Origin of the sequence: Limnobacter sp. (assembly GCF_036846585.1) — a bacterium.
GTDB lineage: Bacteria > Pseudomonadota > Gammaproteobacteria > Burkholderiales > Burkholderiaceae_B > Limnobacter.
The window spans coordinates 42,788-65,585 of record NZ_DAIUBR010000012.1 but is presented as its reverse complement, the minus strand read 5'-3'; the positions used below and the strand labels follow the sequence as shown (position 1 = coordinate 65,585).

Genomic DNA, 22,798 nt, shown 5'->3' with positions numbered 1-22,798 from the left:
GAAAAAGCTGAACTCCATGGCTGATCTTGAAGATGTCAGGCGCTCGCTCAAAGAGCAGCGCCTGGAGGCAGAGCGGCTGGAGAAAATAAAGGCTGCTGAACAAAAAAAACTGCTGATTGAGGCGAACCTGTTCAAAAAACTGGTCAGCGATGTCACTCCCCTGCCCGATGCAAACCTGAAACTTCACGAACTGAAAAAACCGGCACCCATTGCCCGCCAACGAGAACTGGACGATGAAGCCGTGCTGTGGGAAAGCATTTCCGATGAAATGGATGTTGAGCGGTTTCTGGAAACCGACGACAAACTTTCCTATCGCCGAAACGGTGTGGGCGTTGAAGCGCTCAAAAAGTTGCGAAAGGGTCAGTGGGTAATTCAGTCGCAAATCGATTTGCATGGGCTGCGTTCGGACGAAGCGCGCACCGCTGTGGGTGAATTTCTGCGATCAAGCGTAAAACATGACATTCGTTGTGTCAGAATCATTCACGGCAAGGGCTTGGGTTCAGTTGGTAAAGAACCTGTCCTGAAAGAAAAAGTAAAACGCTGGCTGGTGCAAAAAGACGAAGTGCTTGCTTTTTGCCAGGCCCCACCTCGCGATGGTGGCGCAGGTGCCCTGCTGGTGATATTGAAAGCTCGACAATAAAAAACAACAACGGAGACACGCGCCAATGACGCAAATTGAATGGCAACAAGGCTTTGCCAAATCGAATACAACCGGGCTGAACATGGCTTGGGAAACAGCTGGCCCCACAGATGGCGAAACCATTTTTATGGTGGCTGGCCTGGGTTGCCAATTAACCATGTGGAATGATGAATTCTGCGCCCCCCTGCTTGAACGCGGCTACCGCCTGGTGCGCTTTGACAACCGCGACATTGGGCTAAGTGACCAGCACCCCACCAGCATGAAGGTGAATGTGCCCGCCACATTCATTCGCAACAAGCTGGGCTTGCAAACCCCCACCAATTACAAACTTGACACCATGGCCAACGATGCAATTGGCCTGATTGAAACCTTGAACCTGAAGCGCCCGCACTTGCTGGGCATTTCCATGGGCGGCATGATTTCGCAAATTGTGGCGGCCAAGGCACCGGAGAAAATCGGGAAGCTGGTCACCTTGATGTCAAGCACGAACAACCCGAAGCTGCCCATGCCCACGCCGAATGTGTTGCACAACATGTTCCTGAAAAAACCGAAAAGCCAGAAAATTGATGATGTGGTGGAGCACGTTGAACGTGTGTTCACGGCCATTGGAAGCCCTGGCTACCCGGCTGACCCGGCCAGGCTGCGCGAACGCGCCAGAAACTCATACCAGCGGGCCTACAAACCGGCTGGCGTGCTGCGCCAAACCCATTGTGTGGTGGCCACAGGATCGATTGAGGATTACACACGGGAAATTAAAGTGCCCACTTGTGTGATTCACGGGCTGGACGACCCGTTATTGAAAAAGGCGTGTTCAGAACGAATCGCCAAGCTGGTGCCCAATTCAAGGCTTCATTTGATCAAGGGGTTGGGCCATGATTTGCCCGAACCTTTGGCACCCACATTTGCGGAAATCATTCACAGCCACCTTGGGTGATGGCTGGGCGTTTTTACGCTTTCTTGGTAGAGGGACTTAGCATTTTGGACGGGTCAACCCATTGATCAAACTGCGCAGCCGTCACGGCCTTGGATGCCAATGCGGCCTCCCTTAGCGTGCAGTTGTTGGCCTGAGCCTGTTTGGCGATCTTGGCGGCCCGTTCGTAACCAATATGCGGTACCAAAGCTGTGACCAACATCAGGGAGCTTTGCAACAACTCGTCGGCCCGCATTTGATTCACCACCAGCCCTGACACGCAATGCCGGGTAAAACTGTGCATGGCATCGGCCAGCAAACGCAGGCTATCAAGCGTGTTCAAGGCGATCAGGGGTTTGTAAACGTTCAGCTCGAACTGCCCCTGGCTTGCCGCGAAACCGATGGCAGCGTCATGCCCCATGACCTGAGCACACACCATGGTCAGCGCCTCCACCTGGGTTGGATTAACCTTGCCCGGCATGATGGAACTGCCGGGTTCATTTTGCGGCAGCATCAGTTCACCCAAACCAGCACGCGGCCCGCTACCCATCAACCGGATGTCGTTGGCAATTTTGGTCAATGCAACAGCCAGCATTTTTAAAGCACCGTGAAATGCCACCAAAGCCTCGTGACCGGCCATGGCTGCAAACAGGTTATCGGCCTGGGCAAAAGGCATTCCCAATCGAGAGGCCAATATACTGGCCACCCGTTGGCCGAAATCGGGATGGGTGTTCAAACCGGTGCCAACGGCTGTACCGCCAATGGCCAGCTTGTACACCGCATCTATCGAGGACAGCAGGCTCTGCTGGCAAAGCTGAAGCTGCGCGCAATAGCCGCCAAACTCCTGTGCGAAAGTGATGGGTGTGGCATCTTGCAGGTGGGTCCGGCCAATTTTGATGATCGACTCGAATTCCAGGGCTTTGGCGGCCAGCGCTCTCATCAATTCGTCGAGCGCAGGCAACAGGGTAGATTTCACCTTCAAACCAACGGCAAGGTGCATGGCCGTCGGGAACACGTCGTTTGACGATTGCCCCAGATTGACATCGTCGTTGGGATGAATTTTTTGATCGAAGTCCACGCCCTGCATAAGATCTTGAGATGCCAGGCTTGCAATCACTTCATTGACATTCATATTGCTTTGCGTGCCTGAGCCAGTCTGCCAGACGGACAGAGGAAACTCGTCATCAAACTCACCAGCGGCCACCCTGTCGGCCGCTATAGCAATGGCACGTGCCAACAAAGGTTTTTGAAGCATCAAATCACCATTGACGCAAGCCGCCGCCCATTTGATCAAGGCCAGCGCATGAATAATATCAATGGGCATGCGCTGTTCACCAATTGCAAAAAACTGCAAGCTGCGTGCAGTTTGTGCACCCCACAAAACACCTTTTGGCAGGCTGACGGCGCCGAAACTGTCCGAGACGGTGCGTAAACCGTCGGAGTTAGGGGTGGTGGAAGATGATCGATGTTGAGGAGGATGCATAGCCCTTGGTCTCCCGTGGCTGAAGAAACGTCTCTGAACAATTAAATTAACGCCCCCTGGGGGCTGTCTGTGCGCTGCTACGCACATTTATTTGTTAAACAGAGGCGACCCCATATGCTTAGTCCGCCCCAAGCCCGATTAGATCGCCGCTTCGCCCTGCTCGCCAGTGCGAATGCGGATCACGCGTTCTACATCAGTCACGAAAATCTTGCCGTCGCCAATTTTGTTGGTGCGCGCAGCATTTTGAATGGCTTCAATAGCCTGATCGACCAGCTTGTCTTCGATCACCAGTTCAATTTTTACCTTGGGCAGAAAATCGACCACGTATTCAGCACCGCGGTACAACTCGGTATGACCACGCTGGCGGCCAAAACCCTTCACTTCAGTCACGGTAAGGCCGGTAACGCCAACTTCTGACAATGCTTCACGCACTTCGTCCAGCTTGAATGGTTTGATGATTGCGCTGACCAGTTTCATTCTTGGAATCCTTCTAGATCGTTGAACTTGGATGTAATCGGATAGCGCCAGTCACGACCGAATGCCCGATGCGTGACCCGAATACCCACGGGCGCCTGTCTTCTTTTGTATTCGTTGATACGAAGCAGTTTAACAGCCTTGATCACGTCTGCCGTTTGAAAGCCGCTTGCAATGATGTTTTCCACGGATTCATCTTTTTCCATGTAGCGCGCCAAAATGGCATCCAGTACATCATAAGACGGCAGGCTGTCCTGGTCCACCTGATCGGGCCGCAATTCTGCCGAAGGCGGGCGTGTGATGATGCGCGTGGGTATGACTTCCGACAAGCTGTTGCGGTATTCACAAAGCTGGTAAACCAGTGTCTTGAAAATGTCTTTGATCACCGCAAAGCCACCGGCCATGTCGCCATACAGCGTGCAATACCCTGTGGCCATTTCGCTTTTGTTGCCAGTGGTTAAAACAATGCGGCCTGTTTTATTTGAAATCGCCATCAGCATGGTGCCGCGAATTCGGGCCTGCAGGTTTTCCTCAGTGGTGTCTGCCGCCAACCCCTTGAACAAGGGCGCAAGGCTGGAATCAAACGCCGTCATGCAATCCTGAATGGAAATTTCCTCGTACTGAATACCCAGACGCTTGACCATGTCGCGGGAATCATCCAGAGAAATATCCGCGGTGTACGGCGAAGGCATCATGACCGCGCGCACTTTGTCAGCACCCAGTGCGTCCACCGCAATGGCCAGTGTTAACGCCGAATCAACCCCCCCCGACAAGCCAATGATGGCGCCGGGAAAACGGTTTTTCGTTACATAGTCATGAACACCCATTTTCAGGGCTTCATAAACCTGTGCAGTCAATTCAAGTTCAGGTGTGCAGGGTTGGTGTGGTTCCAGCACAATCGGCTCACCGGGACATGCCACTGCATCCAGCACAGCCAAGGCTTCCTGAAATTGCGGCAGGCGCATGGCCACGTGTTGCTTGCCATCCATCGCAAAGGAAGCGCCGTCGAACACCAGCTCATCCTGCCCGCCCAGCATGTTGGCATACACAATCGCCATGCCTGTTTCCTGCACGCGTTGCGCCACCATCGATTTGCGAATGGTTTGCTTGCCCATGTGGTAAGGCGAGGCATTGGGCACCAGCAGAACTTCTGCACCCGCCGCTGCAGCGGCCTCGGGTGCATAGCGGTTCCAGGTGTCTTCGCAAATGTTGATACCGAAGCGAATGCCGTCCACCTCAAAAACCAGCGGCCGGTTATCGGGCGTGAAGTAACGTTGTTCATCAAACACTTCGCGGTTGGGCAAATCATGTTTGTGATACATGCCCACCACCTGCCCCTTGTGAAGCACAGACGCAGCGTTGAACAATTCGCCTTCACGACTTACCGGGTGGCCAACCACCACATACAAATCCAGCGCGGCGAGCCCTTCACGCAGTTTATTGAAAGCTGCTTCCGTTTGCCGCTGAAACGACGGGCGCAACAACAGGTCTTCGGGCGGATAACCTGTGATTGAAAGTTCAGGTGTGAGCAAAATTCGCACACCCTGAGCCGCCGCTTTTTGCGCATATTCAGTAATTTTTGCGCAATTGCCTTTTAAATCGCCCACAGTCAGGTTCAACTGCGCAATGGCCAATCGGACTCGGGATAAACTCACGGGGTACCTGCATAGTAGTTGTGGCTTTTATGAATTATCGCATGCAGATTTGCCAATCGATTGGCGAGATCGCACAAGCTGAATGGAATTCACTTGTATGCCAATGCAATGGTGGTGTGCTTCACCCTGCCCTTCGGCATGAATACCTGCTGGCACTGGAAAGCTGTGGCTGTGCCACGGCAGAAACAGGCTGGGGACCATTGCATTTGGCCATTCATGGCGATGCCGGTGAACTACTGGCCGCCATGCCCCTTTACCTGAAATCCCATTCCTATGGCGAATATGTGTTCGACTGGGCTTGGGCGCAGGCCTACGAGCGCAGTGGCCAACGCTACTACCCCAAGCTGCTGTGCGCCATTCCATTCACACCCGTGCTGGCACCCAAGGTGCTGCATGCCACCCCTGAAGCGGGCAAGGCCCTGGCCCAAGGTTTGGCCCAGCTAACCTGGCAGGCAGCCGAGAACACGGAATTGCTGGGTACCCAAATTTCAACCCTGCATGCCCTTTTTTTAACCGGGCAAGATCAACAACTGTTGCTCGGTGCGGCCACCAGTTTGAACAACAGCAGCCGTCATGTGGTGCAATTTCACTGGCACAATTTCAATCCGCAGCGCGGAAAAGCATTCAGTGAGTTTGATGAATTTCTGGACAGCCTGAATCAGAAAAAACGAAAAAACATTCGTGCGGAACGACGCAAGGCGCACATCGAAGGGCTTGAAATTCAGCGAATTCATGGCACCGGTGTAACAGCGGAACAGCTGGAGTTTTTTTACCAGTGTTACAGCCGCACCTACATGGAACATTTCTCCAGCCCTTATTTGAATCTGGAATTTTTCAAGCAACTGTGTACCACGATGGGCGAACAGGTGTTGTTGGTGCAAGCCACCTTGCAGGGCGTGCCCGTGGCCAGTTCGTTTTTTATCTACAGCGACGAAAGGCTATACGGGCGCTACTGGGGTTGCATTGAAAACCTGCCTTGCCTGCACTTCGAGTTGTGTTATTACCAGGCCATTGAATTTGCCATTGAACAGGGCATTGAGTGGTTTGAAGGCGGTGCGCAAGGTGAACACAAAATGGCGCGTGGTTTAAACCCGCAAACCATGATCAGCGCCCACTATGTGCACGCCAACGAATTCAAACTGCCGATTGAAAACTTTCTTCAACGTGAAAAAGCGCACCTTCAGGCCTACGCCACGGAATTAAGTGAGCACACGGCTTTTCGAGCCGGCACTGTACTGGAGCAATAAAAAAGCCAACCCGAAGGCTGGCTTTTTTCGAGCTATGAATAACCAAAGGCATCAGCCTTCGTAATTGGCCACACCGTCACGAATTTCTTTTTCAACATCGGTCATGTCGCCCCAACCTTCAATTTTGACCCACTTGCCTTTTTCAAGGTCTTTGTAGTGTTCAAAGAAGTGTTGAATACGGGCCAGCAATTCCTGGGGAACGTCTGAAATGCTTTGATAGTGCTTGTACTGTGGCAACAGTTTTTCAACTGGCACACCCAGCAACTTGGCATCGCCGCCTGATTCATCGGTCATTTTCAACATGCCGATGGGGCGAACACGTACCACGCAGCCCGGCTGCAGCGGGAACGGGGTCATCACCAGTACATCCACGGGGTCGCCATCGGCAGCCAGAGTTTGTGGAATGTAACCGTAGTTGCAGGGGTATTGCATGGAAGTGCCCACAAAGCGATCCACAAACAACGCGCCGCTTTCTTTGTCAATTTCGTACTTCACCGGGTCGGAATTCGCTGCGATCTCAATGATCACGTTCACGTCGTTGGGAATGTCCTTCCCGGGGGAAATGCTTTCGTAGCCCATGCTGATCAGTCCTTCAAAATAAAAATTTTTCGTATTGTATCGAATAATGCTTTAAGCAAGCTGACGGTCGTTCCGAAGGTGATTGTTCAATTTCTCACGCCAGGCTTTGGCCCGCTCGCCCTGATTGGCAGCCTCGTACAGCTTCTCAAGCTTGCCTGCCACGTGGGCCGAAGGCTGCTTGGCGTACACCGCTTCAAATCTTGAAATGGCCTTGCCCCAAAGCTGCTCGCGTTCACACACATCCGCGGCCAGTTCCAGCAAACGCAAGTCCGCCGGTTGCTGGGCCAGCAGGCGCTCAACGTTGGGCAGTGCCTCGCGAGGTTCCAGCACGGCAACCTGATGGTAAATTGGCAACAAATCCTTGTTGAACTGGTTGCTCAGGGCTGTTTCAAGCATTTTTCTGGATGCTGTCACCAAGCCACAACGCATCAGGCCCAAAGCCAAAGCCCGCAACACACCCACCCCTTCCAGTTCGGCAGGTTTTGCATGGGAAAGCACCTGCTTCATTTTTTCGGGATCCACACCAGCCGCCTCGCACAAACCCACGTAAATTCGCGCAAGTGCTTCGTTCTTCTCCCCGCCGGTCAGCGCAGCCGAAGCCACACAGGCGCGGTACTGAACCAATGCATCTTGCCAACGCGCAAGGCCGATCAAGGCCAACATTCGCAAACGCTGAACCTGGGGCAATTTGGCGGCCAGTGGGTCCATGGCTTCAAGCATGGAAAGCGCAGCGGAGAAATCTTTTTTAGACAAAGCCACCTTGCTGCGCAACACCACCAGCGCATGCGAATGCTCGCCCACTTTGGCCTTTTCCTGATTCAGAATTTCCTCGGCCACATCAAAACGGTCTGCCTGAATTGCTGACATGGCACGAATCAGATAACTCAAGTCAGTTTCAATTCCTGTTTTGCTGGCATGGTTCAAAGCCTTTTGCGCACCTAGTTCATCGCCTGTGATCAACGCAATCAAGCCTTGAGTATTGGCTTTCAACAAGGCCGCCTGCTTGCGGTTCATCCAGTATTCCTTGAATTTTCCCGGTAACTGGCTTGATGCACGCCAGGCTCGCAGCACCACATGCATCGTCAAAAACAGCAACAGAATTGCCAGAATGACAAAGTTCAGCGACATGTCAATTCGGTATTGGCCGAAAAATACCAGTACTTTCGATGCGTTGCCTTGCGCCATCAATGTGATGGCCACAGCAACCACCACCACCAGCAACAAGCCAATCAACTGCCTCATTGGCGCTCCCCCTGCTGGCCTGCCACAGCCAGGCGCAAGGCCGCTGTTGTGGCTTGCAATTCAGGCAACACCAAATCAAGTTGTACTTCATTGATTTGAGCAATCACGGTTTGTGCGCGCTGCACCTGAAGTGATTTGGTGTCGAAGTAAGTTGCCAGCAAGGTCGACGAGCGCTCAAGGTCTGACTTCAAAAGCGTGGCCTGCCTGGACAGCAGGGAAATTCGGGCGTTCAGAAGCGAAAGCCTCAAAGTGTTTCGCAGATCAATTTCCTGGCGATTGGACAGCATCAGCACATCCGGGCTGCTAACCTTTGTCACCTCAACCAGCGACTTGATGTCGTACCACACGATTTGAGCCACCTTCTTTACGGCTCCCCAGGCCTTTTGAAGGCCTTGCTCTGTTGTGGCATTTTGTTGAGTTTCTGCTGGTTCAACGGCAACCGGTTCCTCTGTCATTTCAGCCAGAGTTTGATCGGTTTTCGCCTGCACGCTGGACAAGGTGGGCAAACTTTCAACCGAGTTGATCACCGCATCCAGCGAAATGGCCAACTTCAGCAAATCATCGCTTGGCAGTGCCTTGATTTCAGACAAATCCGTTTCCAGCGCGGTACGCAAGTTCAACAGTGACGGCTTTTCCGTACCCTCAAGCAACTCGATGGCCTGCGACAAGGCAATGGATGCGCCATTCACATTGCCCAGCAAGTAAAGCTGGCGCTTGGCAATTGAAATCAGCTGTTCGACCTCACTAAGCGACACTTCGGTTCGGCTGGCCAACAAGCGGTTGTAGACCTCTTCAAGGCTGGCGCGCTGGCTTGCCTCTTCTTTCTGTGCAAGCTTAAGCAAGTCAAAACGCGTTTTCAGGTCTTTGGTCAAATCGCCTGATTTGCCAATTTCTTCCTTCACCAAATCCAGCGTGGTCGATTCTTTTTGAATGCGCTCGCCAAAAGCCATGCGGGTTTTTTCAATTTGATTCTTGCCTGCAAAAGCAATCAACAGAATCAACACAAAACTGACCACGGAAATGAAAAACGCCGCTTTGCCTAGCCACTGGTTGCCGGGTTGCTCTTGGGATGGCGCAGTGGGTGGCGCTTGGAATGTTGCGCTTGCTGAAATTTGTTTGTTGTTGTCCATGCTCTTCTTGTTGGATTTAAGCCATGAATTGACTGATTGTATCCCTGTTGCAATCTCTACAACATGGGCGTATCCCAATTCCACGCATTTGGCAGTAATGCGCGGGTGGGTGGTCAACAGGGTAGCCTTTTGGCGCAATTGCTCCAATCGGTCTGCCGATTTCTGTTTCAACTGCTGATCCAGTACCGCAATGGTTTCGCTGCTGGTGATCCACAACACAGCTGTATCCGCCTTGCTGAACAACTTTTCGCACTGGCTGTCGGTTTGTTCAATCACACGTCGATCGTAGCACTCCAGCACAGTGACCAAGTGTTTCATCGCATGCAGTTTTTCTGAAAACTCCACCCGCCCGCGTGGCCCCTTGCAAACCAGCACCTCACAGCTGCCTTGCCCAAAGTGCTTGCTCATCAGGCGGGCAAGGCCGTCGGAATCCTCTGTTTCGTCGCCACTGCTGCCCGTGGGGGCAATAATTTTTTCTTTGGGAATGCCCATTTGAAGTGCCAGTTTGGCGCTTTGCTTGCCCATCACGCCGCAATACACGTTGTCAGCAGGCCAGGCACCCAAATAGGTCAATGCAATTTCAATAACCGACGGGCTGACAAACACGATGATACGGTTTTGCCGATCGGTCTGTGTATTTAGCCAATTCTGAATGCCGGCCATGGACAGACTGTCGGGAACCAGCTCAAAGACCGGAAAATAAATAACCTCCTCAGCATGCTGCGCCTGTGAAAGCTCACGCTTTAAATCAGCCTGCTGTGCCACATAACGTTCGGGCAATCTGGGTTTGCAAACGACCAAAGTGTGGGTCATGTCAATGTTCTACCCATTGAATTGTTGAACTGCTGTGTCGATCAATTCTTGCGCGCCTTCGTTCAGCAGGTCTTTGATTACCTCGTCAGACACTTCCTGCCAACGATCAACTGCGCCTGAGGCGCTTTTTTCAATCACTGACAAACCGTCCGGGCTGGCCACCAAGGCACGCAAGGTAAATGTGTGCGCGTTGTTCAAGGTGGCATAGCCAGCAATGGGTACCTGGCAGCTGCCACCCAAGGCCTTGGACACTGAACGCTCGGCGCTGACCAAAGCAGTGCACACAGGGTCAATTAACCGCCCAGCCACACCGGCCAACAGCGAATCATTTTTGCGAATTTCAAGCCCCAAGGCACCTTGCCCCACCGCCGGCAACATGTCGGTTGAATCAATTACGTTCCGAATGCGGGAATGAAGGCCCAAACGCTTCAAACCGGCTGCGGCCAGCACAATGGCCTGGTATTGGCCTGAATCCAGTTTGCCCAAGCGGGTGTCCAGGTTGCCGCGCAATGGCTCGACCTTCAAATGCGGGAATCGAGCCAGCACCTGGGCTTGCCGGCGCAAGCTGGAACTGCCCACAATAGCGCCTGTCGGCATTTCTGCCAGGCTGTTGTAGTGGTTGGAAACAAATGCGTCGTGCGGATCTTCACGGGTCATGAAGCCCAGCAAACGAAATTCGGGATCCACGTCCATAGGAATGTCTTTACCCGAATGCACAGCCAGATCGGCGCGCCCTTCCAGCAAAGCGTATTCAAGTTCCTTGATGAACAGGCCTTTGCCGCCTATTTTGGCCAGCGAACGATCAAGAATCTGATCGCCCTGGGTGGTCATGCCCACAATTTCAACAGCTGACACCTCTGGCAAAGCCAGCAAAAGATCTCGGACATGCTCGGCCTGCCACATGGCGAGTCGGCTTTCTCTGGACGCAATTCGTATTTTCATTCAGTTTGGCGACACGACAAGTCGCGACTCAGTAGGAAATTTTCAATCAAATCCCCACAGCTTGGCCGTGAGAACGGGTTTATGACGAAAGTCTAGCACGCCAAACCTTTATAATTAGGCCCTACTCCAAAGTGCATAAAGGATTCCCCATGTCGAACCAATGGTCCAAAAAACAGGAAGCTTGGTCAGCCCGTTTCAACGAACCCATGTCTGAACTGGTGAAACGCTACACCGCGTCCGTGTTTTTCGACAAGCGACTGGCTGAATTTGACATTCAGGGATCGCTGGCCCACGCCACAATGCTGGCAGAACAAGGAGTAATTGAGCAAGCCGACCTGCAAGCCATTGAAGGTGGCATGAAGCAGATTCTGGATGAAATTCGCGCTGGCCAGTTTGAATGGCAACTTGACCTGGAAGACGTGCACCTGAACATTGAGCGCCGTCTGACCGAACTGGTGGGCGATGCCGGCAAACGCCTTCACACGGGCCGTTCGCGCAATGATCAGGTGGCCACCGACATTCGCCTGTTCCTGCGCCACGAAGTTGACCGCATTGCGGGCCTGATCAACACCCTGATTGGTGCGCTGGTGAATGTTGCTGAGCGCAACCACGACACCGTCATGCCCGGTTTCACCCACCTGCAAGTGGCACAACCCGTTACATTTGGGCACCACTTGCTGGCTTATGCAGAAATGTTTGAACGTGACCTGGAGCGCATGCAAGACTGCCGCAAACGCATGAACCGCATGCCCTTGGGGGCCGCCGCACTGGCAGGCACCACATTCCCGATCAACCGCAACCGCACGGCAGAACTGCTTGAATTCGATGCACCCACCCGCAACAGCCTTGATTCGGTGTCCGACAGAGATTTTGCAATCGAGTTTTGCTCGGCCAGCAGCATTTTGATGATGCATGTGTCGCGCCTGTCTGAAGAACTGATTATCTGGATGAGCCAGCGCTATGCCTTCATTGACCTGCCCGATCGTTTCTGCACCGGCTCTTCCATCATGCCGCAAAAGAAAAACCCGGACGTACCCGAACTGGCGCGTGGTAAAACAGGCCGTGTATACGGCCACTTGATGGGCCTGCTCACTCTGATGAAAGGCCAGCCACTGGCTTACAACAAAGACAACCAGGAAGACAAGGAGCCCCTGTTTGACACCGTAGACACCGTGGTGGACACCCTGACCATTTTTGCGGAAATGGTCGAAGGCATTCAGGTCAAAGCTGACAACATGCGCGCAGCCACGCTGGAAGGCTACGCCACTGCAACAGACCTGGCCGATGCCTTGGTTAAACGCGGCATGCCATTTCGAGATGCACACGAGGCAGTTGCCCGTGCAGTGCGTTATTGCGACACACAGCAATGCGGGCTGGAACAACTGACCGTGCCACAACTGCAAGAGGCCTTGCGATTGACCGAACTTGGGTACACCGATGATTTGGTGGACAACGCATTGTGCGCGGTGCTGACCCTGGAAGGGTCATTGCAAGCCCGCAACCACATCGGCGGCACCAACCCCGACCAGGTCAAAGCCGCTGCAGCGCAAACCCGCGTACGCCTGGGTCTTTAAGCTTGAATGCCCTGATTGGCATCTCCAATCGCATCGACTGGCTAAACGCCAAAATTGGTGTGGCTGTGGGTTGGCTAATCTTGCTTACCACTGTTGTATCGGCCTACAACGCCGTGATGCGCAAAGCCTTTGATATCAGCAGCAACGGCATGCTTGAAATTCAATGGTATTTGTTTGGTGCTGTGTTTTTATTGGGTGCCGCATACACACTGCAGCAGAATGCGCACGTTCGAATAGACCTGATTTCCGATCGATTCTCTGAAAAAACCCGCGCCTGGGTCGACATTGTTGGCCATGTGTTTTTCACCTTGCCGTTGATTGGGTTTGTGATTGTGCATGGATGGGACTTCGCGTATCAGTCTTTTGTTGTCAATGAATATTCACCCGACTCAGGAGGGCTGATCCGCTGGCCCGCCAAAGCGTTGATCGTGCTGGGCTTCACCCTGCTGGGTATACAAGTGTTTTCTGAACTGATCAAAAAATTCGCCACTCTGCGCAGTGCGCACACTGTGAAATAAGCCATGCCAATCATTCCGGTCGAGTGGTTGCCCCCCATTATGTTTGCCGTGTTGCTTGTCTTCATGGTGTCTGGCTTTCCCGTGGCGTTTGCACTTGCGGCCAATGGCCTGCTGTTTGGCTACGTGGCCATTGAACAGGGGCTTATGAGCCCCGCCTTGCTGCAAGCCCTGCCCGATCGAATTTTTGGAATCATGAGCAATGACACCTTGCTCGCCATTCCTTTTTTCACCTTCATGGGATTGGTGCTTGAACGCAGCGGCATGGCCGAAGACCTTCTGGAAACCATCGGACAACTGTTCGGCCGCATTCGTGGGGGATTGGCCTATGCGGTTATTCTGGTCGGTGCCTTGCTGGCGGCCACAACGGGCGTTGTTGCAGCGTCAGTCATTTCAATGGGCCTGATTTCCCTGCCCGTCATGTTGAAATACGGCTACAGCAAACCAGTGGCCACCGGGGTAATTGCTGCGTCTGGAACATTGGCGCAAATACTTCCACCATCACTGGTGCTGATCGTGCTTGGCGACCAGTTGGGTGTGTCTGTTGGTGAAATGTACAAAGGTGCCATGCTGCCTTCTCTCATGCTGGTGTGCCTGTTCATGCTGTATGTGTTTGCGGTAACACGCTTTCAACAAAGCGCCCTGCCCGCGCTACCCCCAGACGCCTGCAATTTCGGTTCAGGCAATGTGGGTTTGCGCAAGGCGCAGGCCGTGCTGTTTGTGCTTGTTCCACCCGTGGCACTGATTTTTCTTGTTTTGGGTACGATCTTCCTTGGCATCGCCACCCCCACTGAAGGTGGCGCCATGGGTGCCGTGGGCGCATTGGTGCTGGCGTATTTCAAAAAACGCCTGAATCTGGGCATGCTGAAACAATCCATTGATGCAAGCACCAAGCTGTCTTGCTTCGTGTTGTTCATCCTGATTGGTTCTACCGTGTTTGGCCTGACATTCAGGGCGGTCGAGGGCGACCTGTGGGTAGAACACCTGATGGGCGACCTGCCCGGCGGTGAACTGGGCTTCTTGATTGCAGTTCAAATTTTGATATTTGTGCTGGGCTTTTTTCTCGATTTTTTCGAGATCGCGTTTATCGTCATTCCCTTGCTTGCGCCAGTGGCTGACAAACTGGGTATCGACATGGTGTGGTTCGGGGTCATGATTGCCATGAACATGCAAACTTCATTTTTGACACCACCCTTTGGTTTCTCGCTGTTTTACTTAAGATCAGTGGCACCCAAGGTGATTAAAACCATCGAGATTTACAAAGGCTCTGTGCCCTTTATCGCCATGCAGCTGATCATGGTGGCTGTCATTTTCATCTTCCCGGAAGTGGTGACGCAAGAAAAAAAAGTGAAACTTGAGGACAAACCTTTAAGCCTCGAAGTGCCAGCGCAAAATTACGGTGGTGAAAGCGACCCTGCAAATGATCAACCCTTTGTGCCGCAATTCAGCAAATAATCTGGGCCTGCAGGACCCAATCAAGCGGCCGCGATCAACCAGCTTTCTTGGCGCCGGGTGTTGACATCTCGGTTTTCAAGGCAATGCGGTCGGCAAGCTCAAGAACAAACACCGTACCGCCTTCCTGAACATTACTGGTCGACAAATTCCATTCCATTTCCTGACACAGGCGCTTCACCACATACAAGCCAATGCCGGTTTTTGGCAAATCGCTGCCAAAACTTGAATTGCGTGGCGTTCTGTCTTCCAGCAATTCTTCATGAATGCCTGGGCCAGAATCTTTTACCGTGAAGCGGTGCACTCCGCCATGCCGGCGGTATGAAAAGAACACGCCACCTTCATAGGTGTGTTCGACTGCATTGAATACCAGATTCCCCATGACGCGCTTTAGCCTGCGTGCATCGGTGTGGATCATGCATTCCTCCACATCGAGCTGAAAGGTCAAACCCTTTATTTCGGCAAGTTGCCCCATCCAGCCTTCAAGCGACTTGCACAACTCGGTGCTTGAGACGCTTTCCATTCGTTTTTCGCGCTGCTCACCCAATTCCAGCCGAGTGGCCTCCAGCATGTTTTCGGCCAAGTCGTGCAGCCAACGCTGGCAACTGGTCATTTGACGGATCACCATGTTCGATTGCGCGTGTTGCAAATGAATATCAAGGGAAGGATGCCCTACCAGCAAGCCCAAGGCATGAAGGGGTTGGCGCATGTCATGTTGCACACCGGCCAGCCAACGCAAGCGGTCCTTCCATTCGCTAAGCACCGCATGCTTGGCATTGCGCCAGCGAGACTGCTGTGCGCGGCGCTTTTGAATGCGTTGCCTTGCCATGCTGTAACGGTGCTGCCTTTCAAGCAACACTGCCAACAAAGTAAATGGCGTTACCCAACAAAGCACTAAAAAACTAAGGGCGTGCCAGTTCAGGGAAAGCACCCAGCCACCAAAAGACGATGCAAAAACAAGAAACCAGAGTTTTTCGGTCGGGGGTACACGAAAGGCACGGCGGCAGGACACCTTTGCATTCAGAAGACAACCACTGATGAAAGCAATGTAAGCCAGTTGTGCCTGCGCGCCTGTCTCCAGGCCAACAAGCTGCATGGACAGGGGCAGCAAACACAGCGATGCCAGCAAACACGCATCGTAATGTTGCTGAACCCATGCACTAAGGCGGTTGACATGTCTCATACCGGGCGACTTAATCGGAATATACCTCATCGGTTTTTTGCTCCTGCCATGCGCGATACAACATGGCAGCTTCCAGGCGATTTCGGGCATTCAGGCGGGCCAAAATACTGCGGACGTGTGTTTTCACTGTTTCTGGTGACAAGCCCAGGTTTTGCGCGATTTCATGATTCGACTCGCCTTTTGCAATGCGATACAAAACAGAAATCTGCCGCTCGGTAATTCGGGCCATACGCTGGCCAATTGTGAACCCGTTGGTCTGCTGGTTTTTCTGGTTGATCTGGTCGGTCCAGTTGTTGCGGCGCAAGCGCAGTACCATGCTGTCCAGCACACTTAACACGCGATCTTGAGTAATGCCTTTCGACACGAATTCTGTTTCGGGATAGTCATCCGCCATGTCCCCCAGAATTTCTTCGTTGCCAGAAATGACAAGTGTGCGGCTGTAGTCGAAGGTTTCAAGTGCTGTTTCAAGCACTTTTTCTGGCGCCATGTCGGGTAGTCCCAAGTCGAGAAGTACCAGGTCAGGCTGCTCGAAACGGCTGTGCTCAAGCGCAGGGCCAATTCGGCTGAATAACTTCACTTCCAGATCGGTATACCGCGAATTCATGATGTCGCGAAGCGCCATTGCAATGATCGGGTGATCATCAATGATAAATACGCGGAGCTGATTAGGAGTCGACATAAAATTGTCCCATACAAGTCAAGTGCCAGAAACTGTCGCCGTGGTTTATTTAAATAGAGTCCACGCCATTTATTACGACAGCCAAAAGAAGTGCGAACAACCCCGATAGGAGCGACACTGCGTTGGGTGACTTGCGGCGAGCGTTTAGTTCCATTAAAGAATAAAAAGCGGCCTCTAGAGCCGCTCTTTATATCTGATCAATTGGATGTAGGTCAAAAACTTACTTCGATCTGGGTATGTAAGAGGCCATGGAATTTTCAGCCACGCGGAACCAATTGTTTTGGTCGTTTCGGAAGCGATTCCAGGATATGAAGATTTTCTTGAATTTCGGGTTGTTTTTTGATTCTTCTGCGTACAGTTTTTCGGCCGCACTGTAAGCGGCATCCAAAATATCGCGTGGATAAATACGAAGCTGTGCGCCGGATTGAATCAGTCGACCCAAGGCTGCCGGGTTTTTTGCATCGTATTCTGCGGTCATGGTGACATTCACCTCGGCAGCCGCCACCTCAAGCGCAGCTTGATATGCTTTGGGCAACTTGTTCCACGCATCCAGGTTCACGTAAAAACTGAGCGTTGGGCCGGGTTCCCAGAAACCGGGGTAATAATAATATTTGGCTACTTTCTGAAAACCCAGTTTTTCATCGTCATAGGGCCCCACCCATTCGGCGGCATCAATGGTGCCTTTTTCCAATGCCGGATAAATATCACCGCCGGCAATGGTCTGCGGCACCGCGCCCAACGCGGCCATTATTTTTCCGCCAAAACCGGGAATTCTTACCTTCAGTCCTTTCAGATCATTGAGGTTTTTGACCTCTTTTCGCCACCAGCCACCCATTTGCGTTCCAGTGTTTCCGCCGGGGAAATTGATGATGTTGTAGTCTTTCAAAAACTCCCGCATGGCTTGCAAACCGCCACCATGGTAAAGCCAGGCGTTTTGTTGCCGCGCCGTCAAACCGAAGGGCATGCCGGTGTCAAATGCAAAAGTGGCATCCTTGCCTACGTAGTAGTAACTCGCTGTGTGACCACATTCAACGGTGCCGCGCTGAACGGCATCCAGCACTTGCAGCCCCGGCACAATTTCACCCGCTGCAAAGGGGCGAATGTCAAACTTCCCCCCCGTCAGCTCAGCCACCCGCTTGGCAAGCTTGGGGCCGCCACCCCACAAGGCGTCCAGGCTTTTGGGAAAGCTTGAAGTAAGACGCCAGCGCACGCCGGGGCCATCGGCTGCAAATGCTTGCGCCCCAGTGGCTACAGAAGCCGTAGCGGCCGCGCCAATGCCCGCCTTCTTCAGAAAAGAACGACGTTCCATTGCTTTGCCTCCTTCTTTTTTAGTTCCCAGCAACGGTCATGGATTCAATCAAAATGCTGCCCACGTGCTTGCTGCCACGCCAGTAGGCATCGTCGCCCACAGCCACTATATTGGCCAGCATGTCTTTCAAATTACCCGCAATTGTAATTTCTTCAACCGGGTGAACAATAATGCCGTTTTCCACCCAGTAGCCAAAGGCTCCGCGAGAATAGTCGCCGGTTACGCCATTCACGCCCTGCCCCATCATCTCGGTCACCAGCAAACCGGTGCCCATGGTTTTCAAGAGCGCATCCAGACCACCTGTTACTGTTTTGGTAGAGCTTAAAATCAGATTGTGTGTACCACCGGCGTTGCCCGTGGTTTCCATGCCCAATTTGCGGGCAGAGTAACTGGAAAGAAAATAGCCATTGCACACGCCCTTTTTCACCACGGTGCGGGCCTTGACCTTCACGCCTTCTTCATCGAAAGGTGAACTGCCGTGTGCGCCTTCAATAAAGGGATCTTCCTTGATGGTGATGTGGGGTGCCCACACCTGTTTACCCAGTGAGTTCAGCAAAAAACTGGTTTTGCGGTACAGCGATGAACCCGACACCGCGCCCACATAGTGGCTTACCAAGCTGGCGGCAATGGGCGCTTCAAAAATAACCGGGCAATTGCGGGTGGTAATTGGCCTGGAACCCAAACGGGCCAAGGCACGTTGCGCAGCGTACGCACCAATTTTTGCGGGTTTGGCCAAATCCTTGGCCTTTCGTTCAGACGAATACCAAAAATCGCGCTGCATGGGGCTGTCTTTGGACTTCTTGGCCTGTGCAATAGGCGACACGGACAGGGAATGGCGTGAATACGGATAACCGCCCTTGAAGCCTTTGCTGTTGGCTGCAAAGAAGTGACCTGATTCCGTGGACACATTGGCCCCGTCGGAATTGCGGATCTGCTTGCTGATATCGAACGCAGCCTGCTCCATGGTCAAGGCCTTCTCGACGGCTTTGGCCGTGCTCAAATTCCATGGGTAATACAAATCAAGGTCACGGTGGCGCCTGGAAATGTTTTCATCATCGGGCAGGCCCGCAAACTTGTCGGCTGCGGTGTACTTTGCAATGTCCAACGCTGCGCGGATGGCCGAATCAATGGCTTCCAGCGAGAAATCAGACGACGAGGCATTGCCCCGTTTCTTGCCCTTGAACACACTGACGCCAAAGCTTTTGTCACGGGTGTGCTCAATGGTTTCAATTTCACCCATGCGTACACTGACCGACTGGCCGACCGCTTCGCTGATGTCCACTGCACAATCGGTGGCCCCCAACGACTTGGCTTTTTTCAATGCGTAGTCGGTTAATTCCTGAAATGTCTCGGATTTAAAGCTAAAGCCCATATTGCCCTGCGAAAAATGCTGCTAAAAATGGCTAATATACAGCCCATGGAACCAGAAAACGAAAAACAGGGCGAGTTTGAAGAATATGATCGCCCCAGCAAGTCATCCGTCAAGCGGGACATGCTGGCCCTGCAAGATTTGGGCAAAACCTTGTGCGAAATGCCCTTTGACAAAGTCAAGCGGGCACCAATCGGCGAGCGCCTGCTGCTCGAGATCGCGGAATTTCACAAATGCAAATCATTTGGTGCGAAAAAACGCCAGATGCAGTTCATCGGCAAGCTGATGCGTGACGAAGAACATGAGGAAGTGCAAGCCTGGGTTAACGGCGAAACTGTGGAGCAAAAACTCAAGGTGTTGCATTTGCATGCGGCCGAACAATGGCGCGACCGCCTGATTGAAGACCCCAGCCTGCTGGCCACCTTCATTGAAAGTTACCCTGCCGCGGCACGGGAAAACCTGAACCCGATTATTCGACAGGCGGTGCAGGAACGCGCAGCCAAGAAAGCCCCCCGCAATTTCCGACAGCTGTTTCAGATCATTTACCGTTTGATCGAAGAAAAAGCCGCGGGGGAAGAACAATGAGTTTTGATGCTGTAAAAATTGGTTTGCTGTCTGTCAGCGACCGGGCATCGGCCGGTGTTTACCAAGATCAGGGCATTCCCAGCCTGAAAATCTGGTTGCAAACAGCCTTGCTCAATCCAATTGAATTTGTAGAAATCCTGATTCCGGACGAACAGGCAGAAATTGAGAATGCCTTGAAAAAGCTGGCCGATGAACAACAATGCAATTTGATTTGCACCACCGGTGGCACGGGCCCTGCCAAACGGGATGTGACACCGGAAGCCACACTGGCAGTGTCCCACAAGGAAATGCCCGGTTTTGGTGAACAAATGCGCCAAATCAGCCTGCACTTTGTGCCCACGGCGATATTGTCTCGACAAGTTGCGGTTATTCGCGGTGAAAGTCTGATATTGAATTTGCCCGGTCAGCCCAAAGCCATTGCCGAAACTCTTGAAGGATTGAAAGACCCGGAGGGCAATAGCTTGGTGAAAGGAATTTTCGCAGCGGTGCCCTACTGCATCGACTTGATTGGTGGCCCCTACATGGAAACCAATGAAACCGTGGTTAAAGCGTTTCGGCCCAAGTCGGCGCTAAGAAAGCCCGCTGAAAGCAAACCCGCAGAAGGAAGTACACCGTGAGCCTGGATTCAAAAATAGAATGCGTTGTTGTTGAAACTGGCCCTAACCCAACGGGCTGCGTGATTTGGCTGCATGGTTTGGGTGCGGATGGCTATGATTTCGTACCTATCGTGAAAGAGCTGGAACAAATGGGCTTGCCCAACACCCGCTTCGTTTTTCCCCATGCACCGAAAATTCCGGTGAGCATCAACGGCGGTTACGTGATGCGCGCCTGGTATGACATCAAAAACGCAGACCTGCAACGCCAGGAAGATGAAAGCGGCATTCGCCAAAGCCAGGCCACCGTTGAGCAGTTGATCAACGATCAAATTGCCTTGGGCTTCACGCCTGACAAAATTGTATTGGCCGGCTTTTCTCAAGGTGGTGCAATTGCTTATCAAACCGGTTTGCGCACGGCACACAAACTGGCTGGGTTAATTGCCTTGTCCACGTACCTGCCTTGTGAAAACACCCTGGACACCGAATTAAACCCAGCCAACCTCAGCATTCCTGTGCTGGCGGCGCATGGCGAGCAAGACAATATTGTACTTATGGAACGCGGCGAAAAAGCCGTCAACCTGCTTCGGAACAAAGGCGTTGTTGTGGAGTGGCACAGCTACCCAATGGCTCATTCTGTGTGTGGCGAAGAAGTGGTTGAAATTGCCAGTTTCTTGAAAAAAGTGCTTTAAACCGGGTAGTTGATAACTCAGGCGCAACTGGAATAATATACTGTTTAAATAAACAGCTTTTTTGATTTACAATAGGCTTCAGTTATTCAATGCAGGTGCATGTATGCCAGCAAGCAAAGTACAAAACAGTACAAACCAGACGGTTTCAATTGTAGAAATTGAGAGCGCCATCAATTATTGGCGCCAGCAATACCCCTCTTCCCGAGACACCATGACCCTGTGCCCGCAGGCAGCCAGTTTGGCTGAACTGTATGCACGCATGATTCTGTTTCAAATAACCGAAACGTCTTGGACTGAATTTTCAAGTCAGGCAAAAAAGTCATTTCAGCAGGCGCAAAAGTCGTTTGGCGCCATGCACACCAAGGCCGCCTGAACACGCACTTGGCCGCGCTTTAAACCCATCAATTCAAGCGAATTAGCAACAGGTGTGCAGCAGTCCACATCTGGCTTGAAACCGGGGTGTTGCAAGGGCCTTTTAATTGGCTGATTTGCCACCCATTTGCACCGGTGCGGCGAAATTCCAATGTGCCACGCTGGGGTACATGCCCCTTGATTTGCAGGTGGAAAATACACACATCGCCAGTCATACAGCGATCAATGTACGACGGCACACAATGGTGCATTTTCTTGGCTTCGCTTAACAATGCGTTCAATGACGTCAACTCAATGAAGTCGATGTTGTTGCCCACGCTGCCCATGCCGATCACCTCTGGCCAAAACACATTCGGTCGGCTAATGTCCAGATCCAGTTCAATCAAATGCCAATGGGTTTGACGCGCCATCAGGGTGTCGTAAGTCCAGTTCCGGGAAATGACCACGCGGCGCTGCGTTGAACTGGCCGCACTGCCCAGCAGCCAATCGGCGATTAATGGGAACTCTTCTTGCACCAGTTCAATCTGATGCGCAACCTTGGCTGTGTTTTCGTGCCGTTGCAATGCAAGGCGAACACCCCGCAAAATATTAAGCGCCACATCTGTAGTCAAGTTCTCATGGTTACGCCGCAACCAAGTGCCCAAGGCACCGAACCCCTGCAAGGCAGCGGTTTGTTTGTCGACCCAGGCGATTGGAATATCACGGGCCAGGGCAGCATGAAAATTGACCCAGCACAAGTGGCTTAATTGTGACCAGTCAATGCGTGCAACGTATGCTTTTTTCTGACGCGCAAGCCAACGCCAGGATTGCTGGCTCAGCCCTTGGGCCATCATGCGGTTTTTAAGGATCAGCCAGTTGGAAAGGTTGCTCCACATGCCCCTGTCGTTGCCAAGAAGTGGGGCCAAAGCAGGGTTTTCTTCAAGACGATTGCTCAACACAGATTGATGTGCAGCCACCTGGCTTAAATCTAGCAGGGTGGCTTGCCTGGGCACAATTCGCAAACACAGCTTGAACACTTGCACACCGAAACGGCGCCGCAGGGCTGCAGTCCAGGCACGTTGAATGTCGTGCAGGCTTGTGGCCTCCACTGGCCAGTCAAGCAATGTATGTTCGAGCGATTGCGGAATGCAGATGCTGGGTGGTGGCTGCCAGCTTGAACGCAACAAGGCCACTTTCAAATTCCATGCCGCTTCATCGCTCAGTATCACAGCGACTGATTCCTGCAGCTTCACACGCGCGTTCAAGCCCCATTCAAAATACAAACCCGTGCGCGTGCTGACAAGGCGTGCAGGCAACCTCCCAGATCGAACTCGCGGTATGCTGGTGGCTGTGTTCATTTCAAAATCTAACAAAAGGCGCA

General features: G+C 52.5%; 22 protein-coding genes. 10 read left to right on the top strand and 12 right to left on the bottom strand.

From position 1 onward, the window contains the following. Positions 1-16: 16 nt before the first annotated feature. Both V7028_RS07615 and V7028_RS07610 read left to right on the top strand, forming a co-directional pair. Entirely contained in the window at positions 17-640 is a 624-nt protein-coding gene (locus V7028_RS07615; protein ID WP_334119487.1) for a Smr/MutS family protein, read from the top strand. A gap of 25 nt (positions 641-665) precedes the next feature. Then, positions 666-1,574, top strand: a complete 909-nt coding sequence (locus V7028_RS07610) for an alpha/beta fold hydrolase (RefSeq protein WP_334119486.1) — start codon at positions 666-668, stop codon at positions 1,572-1,574. A 13-nt stretch (positions 1,575-1,587) separates the two neighbouring features. Here the strand turns inward: V7028_RS07610 and fumC are convergent, their stop codons facing one another. The 3 genes from fumC to V7028_RS07595 form a co-directional block, all read right to left on the bottom strand. After that, entirely contained in the window at positions 1,588-3,033 is a 1,446-nt protein-coding gene (fumC, locus tag V7028_RS07605; protein WP_334119485.1) for a class II fumarate hydratase, read from the bottom strand. Positions 3,034-3,171: 138 nt separating this feature from the next. Then, complete coding sequence (locus V7028_RS07600; RefSeq protein ID WP_305565125.1) at positions 3,172-3,510, bottom strand: P-II family nitrogen regulator; 339 nt, start codon at positions 3,508-3,510, stop codon at positions 3,172-3,174. Next, entirely contained in the window at positions 3,507-5,162 is a 1,656-nt protein-coding gene (locus V7028_RS07595; protein WP_334119484.1) for an NAD+ synthase, read from the bottom strand. Before V7028_RS07595 ends, V7028_RS07600 begins: the two co-directional genes overlap by 4 nt. A gap of 41 nt (positions 5,163-5,203) precedes the next feature. Here V7028_RS07595 and V7028_RS07590 point away from each other — a divergent pair, with 41 nt between their 5' ends. Continuing rightward, positions 5,204-6,409, top strand: a complete 1,206-nt coding sequence (locus V7028_RS07590; protein WP_334119483.1) for a GNAT family N-acetyltransferase — start codon at positions 5,204-5,206, stop codon at positions 6,407-6,409. 51 nt (positions 6,410-6,460) lie between these two features. On the opposite strand, the gene ppa is transcribed toward V7028_RS07590, so the two are convergent. Genes ppa through hemC form a run of 4 tightly spaced genes read right to left on the bottom strand, consistent with a single transcriptional unit; the run spans position 6,461 to position 11,115 of the window. Continuing rightward, a complete protein-coding gene (gene ppa, locus V7028_RS07585; RefSeq protein ID WP_334119482.1) occupies positions 6,461-6,988 on the bottom strand; it encodes an inorganic diphosphatase in 528 nt (175 codons plus the stop codon). Between the two features lie 51 nt (positions 6,989-7,039). Continuing rightward, the gene (locus tag V7028_RS07580; RefSeq protein ID WP_334119481.1) at positions 7,040-8,230 is read right to left on the bottom strand and encodes a heme biosynthesis HemY N-terminal domain-containing protein; all 1,191 of its coding nucleotides are present in this window, start codon (positions 8,228-8,230) and stop codon (positions 7,040-7,042) included. Next, positions 8,227-10,173 (bottom strand): uroporphyrinogen-III C-methyltransferase, encoded by a 1,947-nt coding sequence (locus tag V7028_RS07575; protein WP_334119480.1) that lies wholly within the window; start codon positions 10,171-10,173, stop codon positions 8,227-8,229. Before V7028_RS07575 ends, V7028_RS07580 begins: the two co-directional genes overlap by 4 nt. Before the next feature lie 9 nt (positions 10,174-10,182). Further along, complete coding sequence (gene hemC / locus V7028_RS07570; RefSeq protein ID WP_334119479.1) at positions 10,183-11,115, bottom strand: hydroxymethylbilane synthase; 933 nt, start codon at positions 11,113-11,115, stop codon at positions 10,183-10,185. A gap of 149 nt (positions 11,116-11,264) precedes the next feature. Between hemC and argH the strand changes: the two genes are divergently transcribed. The 3 genes from argH to V7028_RS07555 are packed head-to-tail and all read left to right on the top strand — an operon-like array spanning position 11,265 to position 14,659. Continuing rightward, on the top strand, positions 11,265-12,689 hold the full coding sequence (gene argH / locus V7028_RS07565) for an argininosuccinate lyase (protein ID WP_334119478.1): 1,425 nt from the start codon (positions 11,265-11,267) through the stop codon (positions 12,687-12,689). A 2-nt stretch (positions 12,690-12,691) separates the two neighbouring features. Continuing rightward, positions 12,692-13,207: a TRAP transporter small permease subunit gene (locus tag V7028_RS07560; RefSeq protein ID WP_334119477.1), complete on the top strand. Its 516-nt coding sequence runs from the start codon at positions 12,692-12,694 to the stop codon at positions 13,205-13,207. A gap of 3 nt (positions 13,208-13,210) precedes the next feature. After that, entirely contained in the window at positions 13,211-14,659 is a 1,449-nt protein-coding gene (locus tag V7028_RS07555; protein ID WP_334119476.1) for a TRAP transporter large permease, read from the top strand. 34 nt (positions 14,660-14,693) lie between these two features. Here the strand turns inward: V7028_RS07555 and V7028_RS07550 are convergent, their stop codons facing one another. The 4 genes from V7028_RS07550 to pmbA form a co-directional block, all read right to left on the bottom strand. Beyond that, the gene (locus V7028_RS07550) at positions 14,694-15,839 is read right to left on the bottom strand and encodes a sensor histidine kinase (RefSeq protein ID WP_334119475.1); all 1,146 of its coding nucleotides are present in this window, start codon (positions 15,837-15,839) and stop codon (positions 14,694-14,696) included. 10 nt (positions 15,840-15,849) lie between these two features. Then, positions 15,850-16,518 (bottom strand): response regulator transcription factor, encoded by a 669-nt coding sequence (locus V7028_RS07545; protein WP_334119474.1) that lies wholly within the window; start codon positions 16,516-16,518, stop codon positions 15,850-15,852. A 220-nt stretch (positions 16,519-16,738) separates the two neighbouring features. Next, entirely contained in the window at positions 16,739-17,827 is a 1,089-nt protein-coding gene (locus V7028_RS07540; protein ID WP_334119473.1) for a TRAP transporter substrate-binding protein, read from the bottom strand. 19 nt (positions 17,828-17,846) lie between these two features. Further along, complete coding sequence (gene pmbA, locus V7028_RS07535) at positions 17,847-19,199, bottom strand: metalloprotease PmbA (protein ID WP_334119472.1); 1,353 nt, start codon at positions 19,197-19,199, stop codon at positions 17,847-17,849. A 27-nt stretch (positions 19,200-19,226) separates the two neighbouring features. Between pmbA and yjgA the strand changes: the two genes are divergently transcribed. The 4 genes from yjgA (at position 19,227) to V7028_RS07515 (ending at position 21,439) form a co-directional block, all read left to right on the top strand. After that, positions 19,227-19,781: a ribosome biogenesis factor YjgA gene (gene yjgA, locus V7028_RS07530; protein ID WP_334119471.1), complete on the top strand. Its 555-nt coding sequence runs from the start codon at positions 19,227-19,229 to the stop codon at positions 19,779-19,781. Next, positions 19,778-20,398, top strand: coding sequence for a molybdopterin adenylyltransferase (gene mog / locus V7028_RS07525; protein WP_334119470.1), 621 nt, complete (start codon positions 19,778-19,780; stop codon positions 20,396-20,398). Before yjgA ends, mog begins: the two co-directional genes overlap by 4 nt. Positions 20,399-20,400: 2 nt before the next feature. Next, positions 20,401-21,066 (top strand): alpha/beta hydrolase, encoded by a 666-nt coding sequence (locus V7028_RS07520; protein ID WP_334119507.1) that lies wholly within the window; start codon positions 20,401-20,403, stop codon positions 21,064-21,066. Between the two features lie 103 nt (positions 21,067-21,169). Further along, the gene (locus V7028_RS07515) at positions 21,170-21,439 is read left to right on the top strand and encodes a DUF3717 domain-containing protein (RefSeq protein ID WP_334119469.1); all 270 of its coding nucleotides are present in this window, start codon (positions 21,170-21,172) and stop codon (positions 21,437-21,439) included. A 28-nt stretch (positions 21,440-21,467) separates the two neighbouring features. Here V7028_RS07515 and V7028_RS07510 read toward each other — a convergent pair whose 3' ends face one another. Beyond that, the gene (locus V7028_RS07510; protein WP_334119468.1) at positions 21,468-22,775 is read right to left on the bottom strand and encodes a PcfJ domain-containing protein; all 1,308 of its coding nucleotides are present in this window, start codon (positions 22,773-22,775) and stop codon (positions 21,468-21,470) included. Between the last annotated feature and the right edge of the window lie 23 nt (positions 22,776-22,798).

What these genes read in the sequence shown, in the direction of transcription:
- V7028_RS07615 (WP_334119487.1), top strand. Translation starts at nt 17, where the DNA reads ATGGCTGATCTTGAAGATGTCAGGCGCTCGCTCAAAGAGCAGCGCCTG.
- V7028_RS07610 (WP_334119486.1), top strand. Translation starts at nt 666, where the DNA reads ATGACGCAAATTGAATGGCAACAAGGCTTTGCCAAATCGAATACAACC.
- fumC (WP_334119485.1), bottom strand. Translation starts at nt 3,033, where the DNA reads ATGCATCCTCCTCAACATCGATCATCTTCCACCACCCCTAACTCCGAC.
- V7028_RS07600 (WP_305565125.1), bottom strand. Translation starts at nt 3,510, where the DNA reads ATGAAACTGGTCAGCGCAATCATCAAACCATTCAAGCTGGACGAAGTG.
- V7028_RS07590 (WP_334119483.1), top strand. Translation starts at nt 5,204, where the DNA reads ATGCAGATTTGCCAATCGATTGGCGAGATCGCACAAGCTGAATGGAAT.
- ppa (WP_334119482.1), bottom strand. Translation starts at nt 6,988, where the DNA reads ATGGGCTACGAAAGCATTTCCCCCGGGAAGGACATTCCCAACGACGTG.
- V7028_RS07580 (WP_334119481.1), bottom strand. Translation starts at nt 8,230, where the DNA reads ATGAGGCAGTTGATTGGCTTGTTGCTGGTGGTGGTGGTTGCTGTGGCC.
- V7028_RS07575 (WP_334119480.1), bottom strand. Translation starts at nt 10,173, where the DNA reads ATGACCCACACTTTGGTCGTTTGCAAACCCAGATTGCCCGAACGTTAT.
- hemC (WP_334119479.1), bottom strand. Translation starts at nt 11,115, where the DNA reads ATGAAAATACGAATTGCGTCCAGAGAAAGCCGACTCGCCATGTGGCAG.
- argH (WP_334119478.1), top strand. Translation starts at nt 11,265, where the DNA reads ATGTCGAACCAATGGTCCAAAAAACAGGAAGCTTGGTCAGCCCGTTTC.
- V7028_RS07555 (WP_334119476.1), top strand. Translation starts at nt 13,211, where the DNA reads ATGCCAATCATTCCGGTCGAGTGGTTGCCCCCCATTATGTTTGCCGTG.
- V7028_RS07550 (WP_334119475.1), bottom strand. Translation starts at nt 15,839, where the DNA reads ATGAGACATGTCAACCGCCTTAGTGCATGGGTTCAGCAACATTACGAT.
- V7028_RS07545 (WP_334119474.1), bottom strand. Translation starts at nt 16,518, where the DNA reads ATGTCGACTCCTAATCAGCTCCGCGTATTTATCATTGATGATCACCCG.
- V7028_RS07540 (WP_334119473.1), bottom strand. Translation starts at nt 17,827, where the DNA reads ATGGAACGTCGTTCTTTTCTGAAGAAGGCGGGCATTGGCGCGGCCGCT.
- pmbA (WP_334119472.1), bottom strand. Translation starts at nt 19,199, where the DNA reads ATGGGCTTTAGCTTTAAATCCGAGACATTTCAGGAATTAACCGACTAC.
- yjgA (WP_334119471.1), top strand. Translation starts at nt 19,227, where the DNA reads ATGGCTAATATACAGCCCATGGAACCAGAAAACGAAAAACAGGGCGAG.
- mog (WP_334119470.1), top strand. Translation starts at nt 19,778, where the DNA reads ATGAGTTTTGATGCTGTAAAAATTGGTTTGCTGTCTGTCAGCGACCGG.
- V7028_RS07515 (WP_334119469.1), top strand. Translation starts at nt 21,170, where the DNA reads ATGCCAGCAAGCAAAGTACAAAACAGTACAAACCAGACGGTTTCAATT.
- V7028_RS07510 (WP_334119468.1), bottom strand. Translation starts at nt 22,775, where the DNA reads ATGAACACAGCCACCAGCATACCGCGAGTTCGATCTGGGAGGTTGCCT.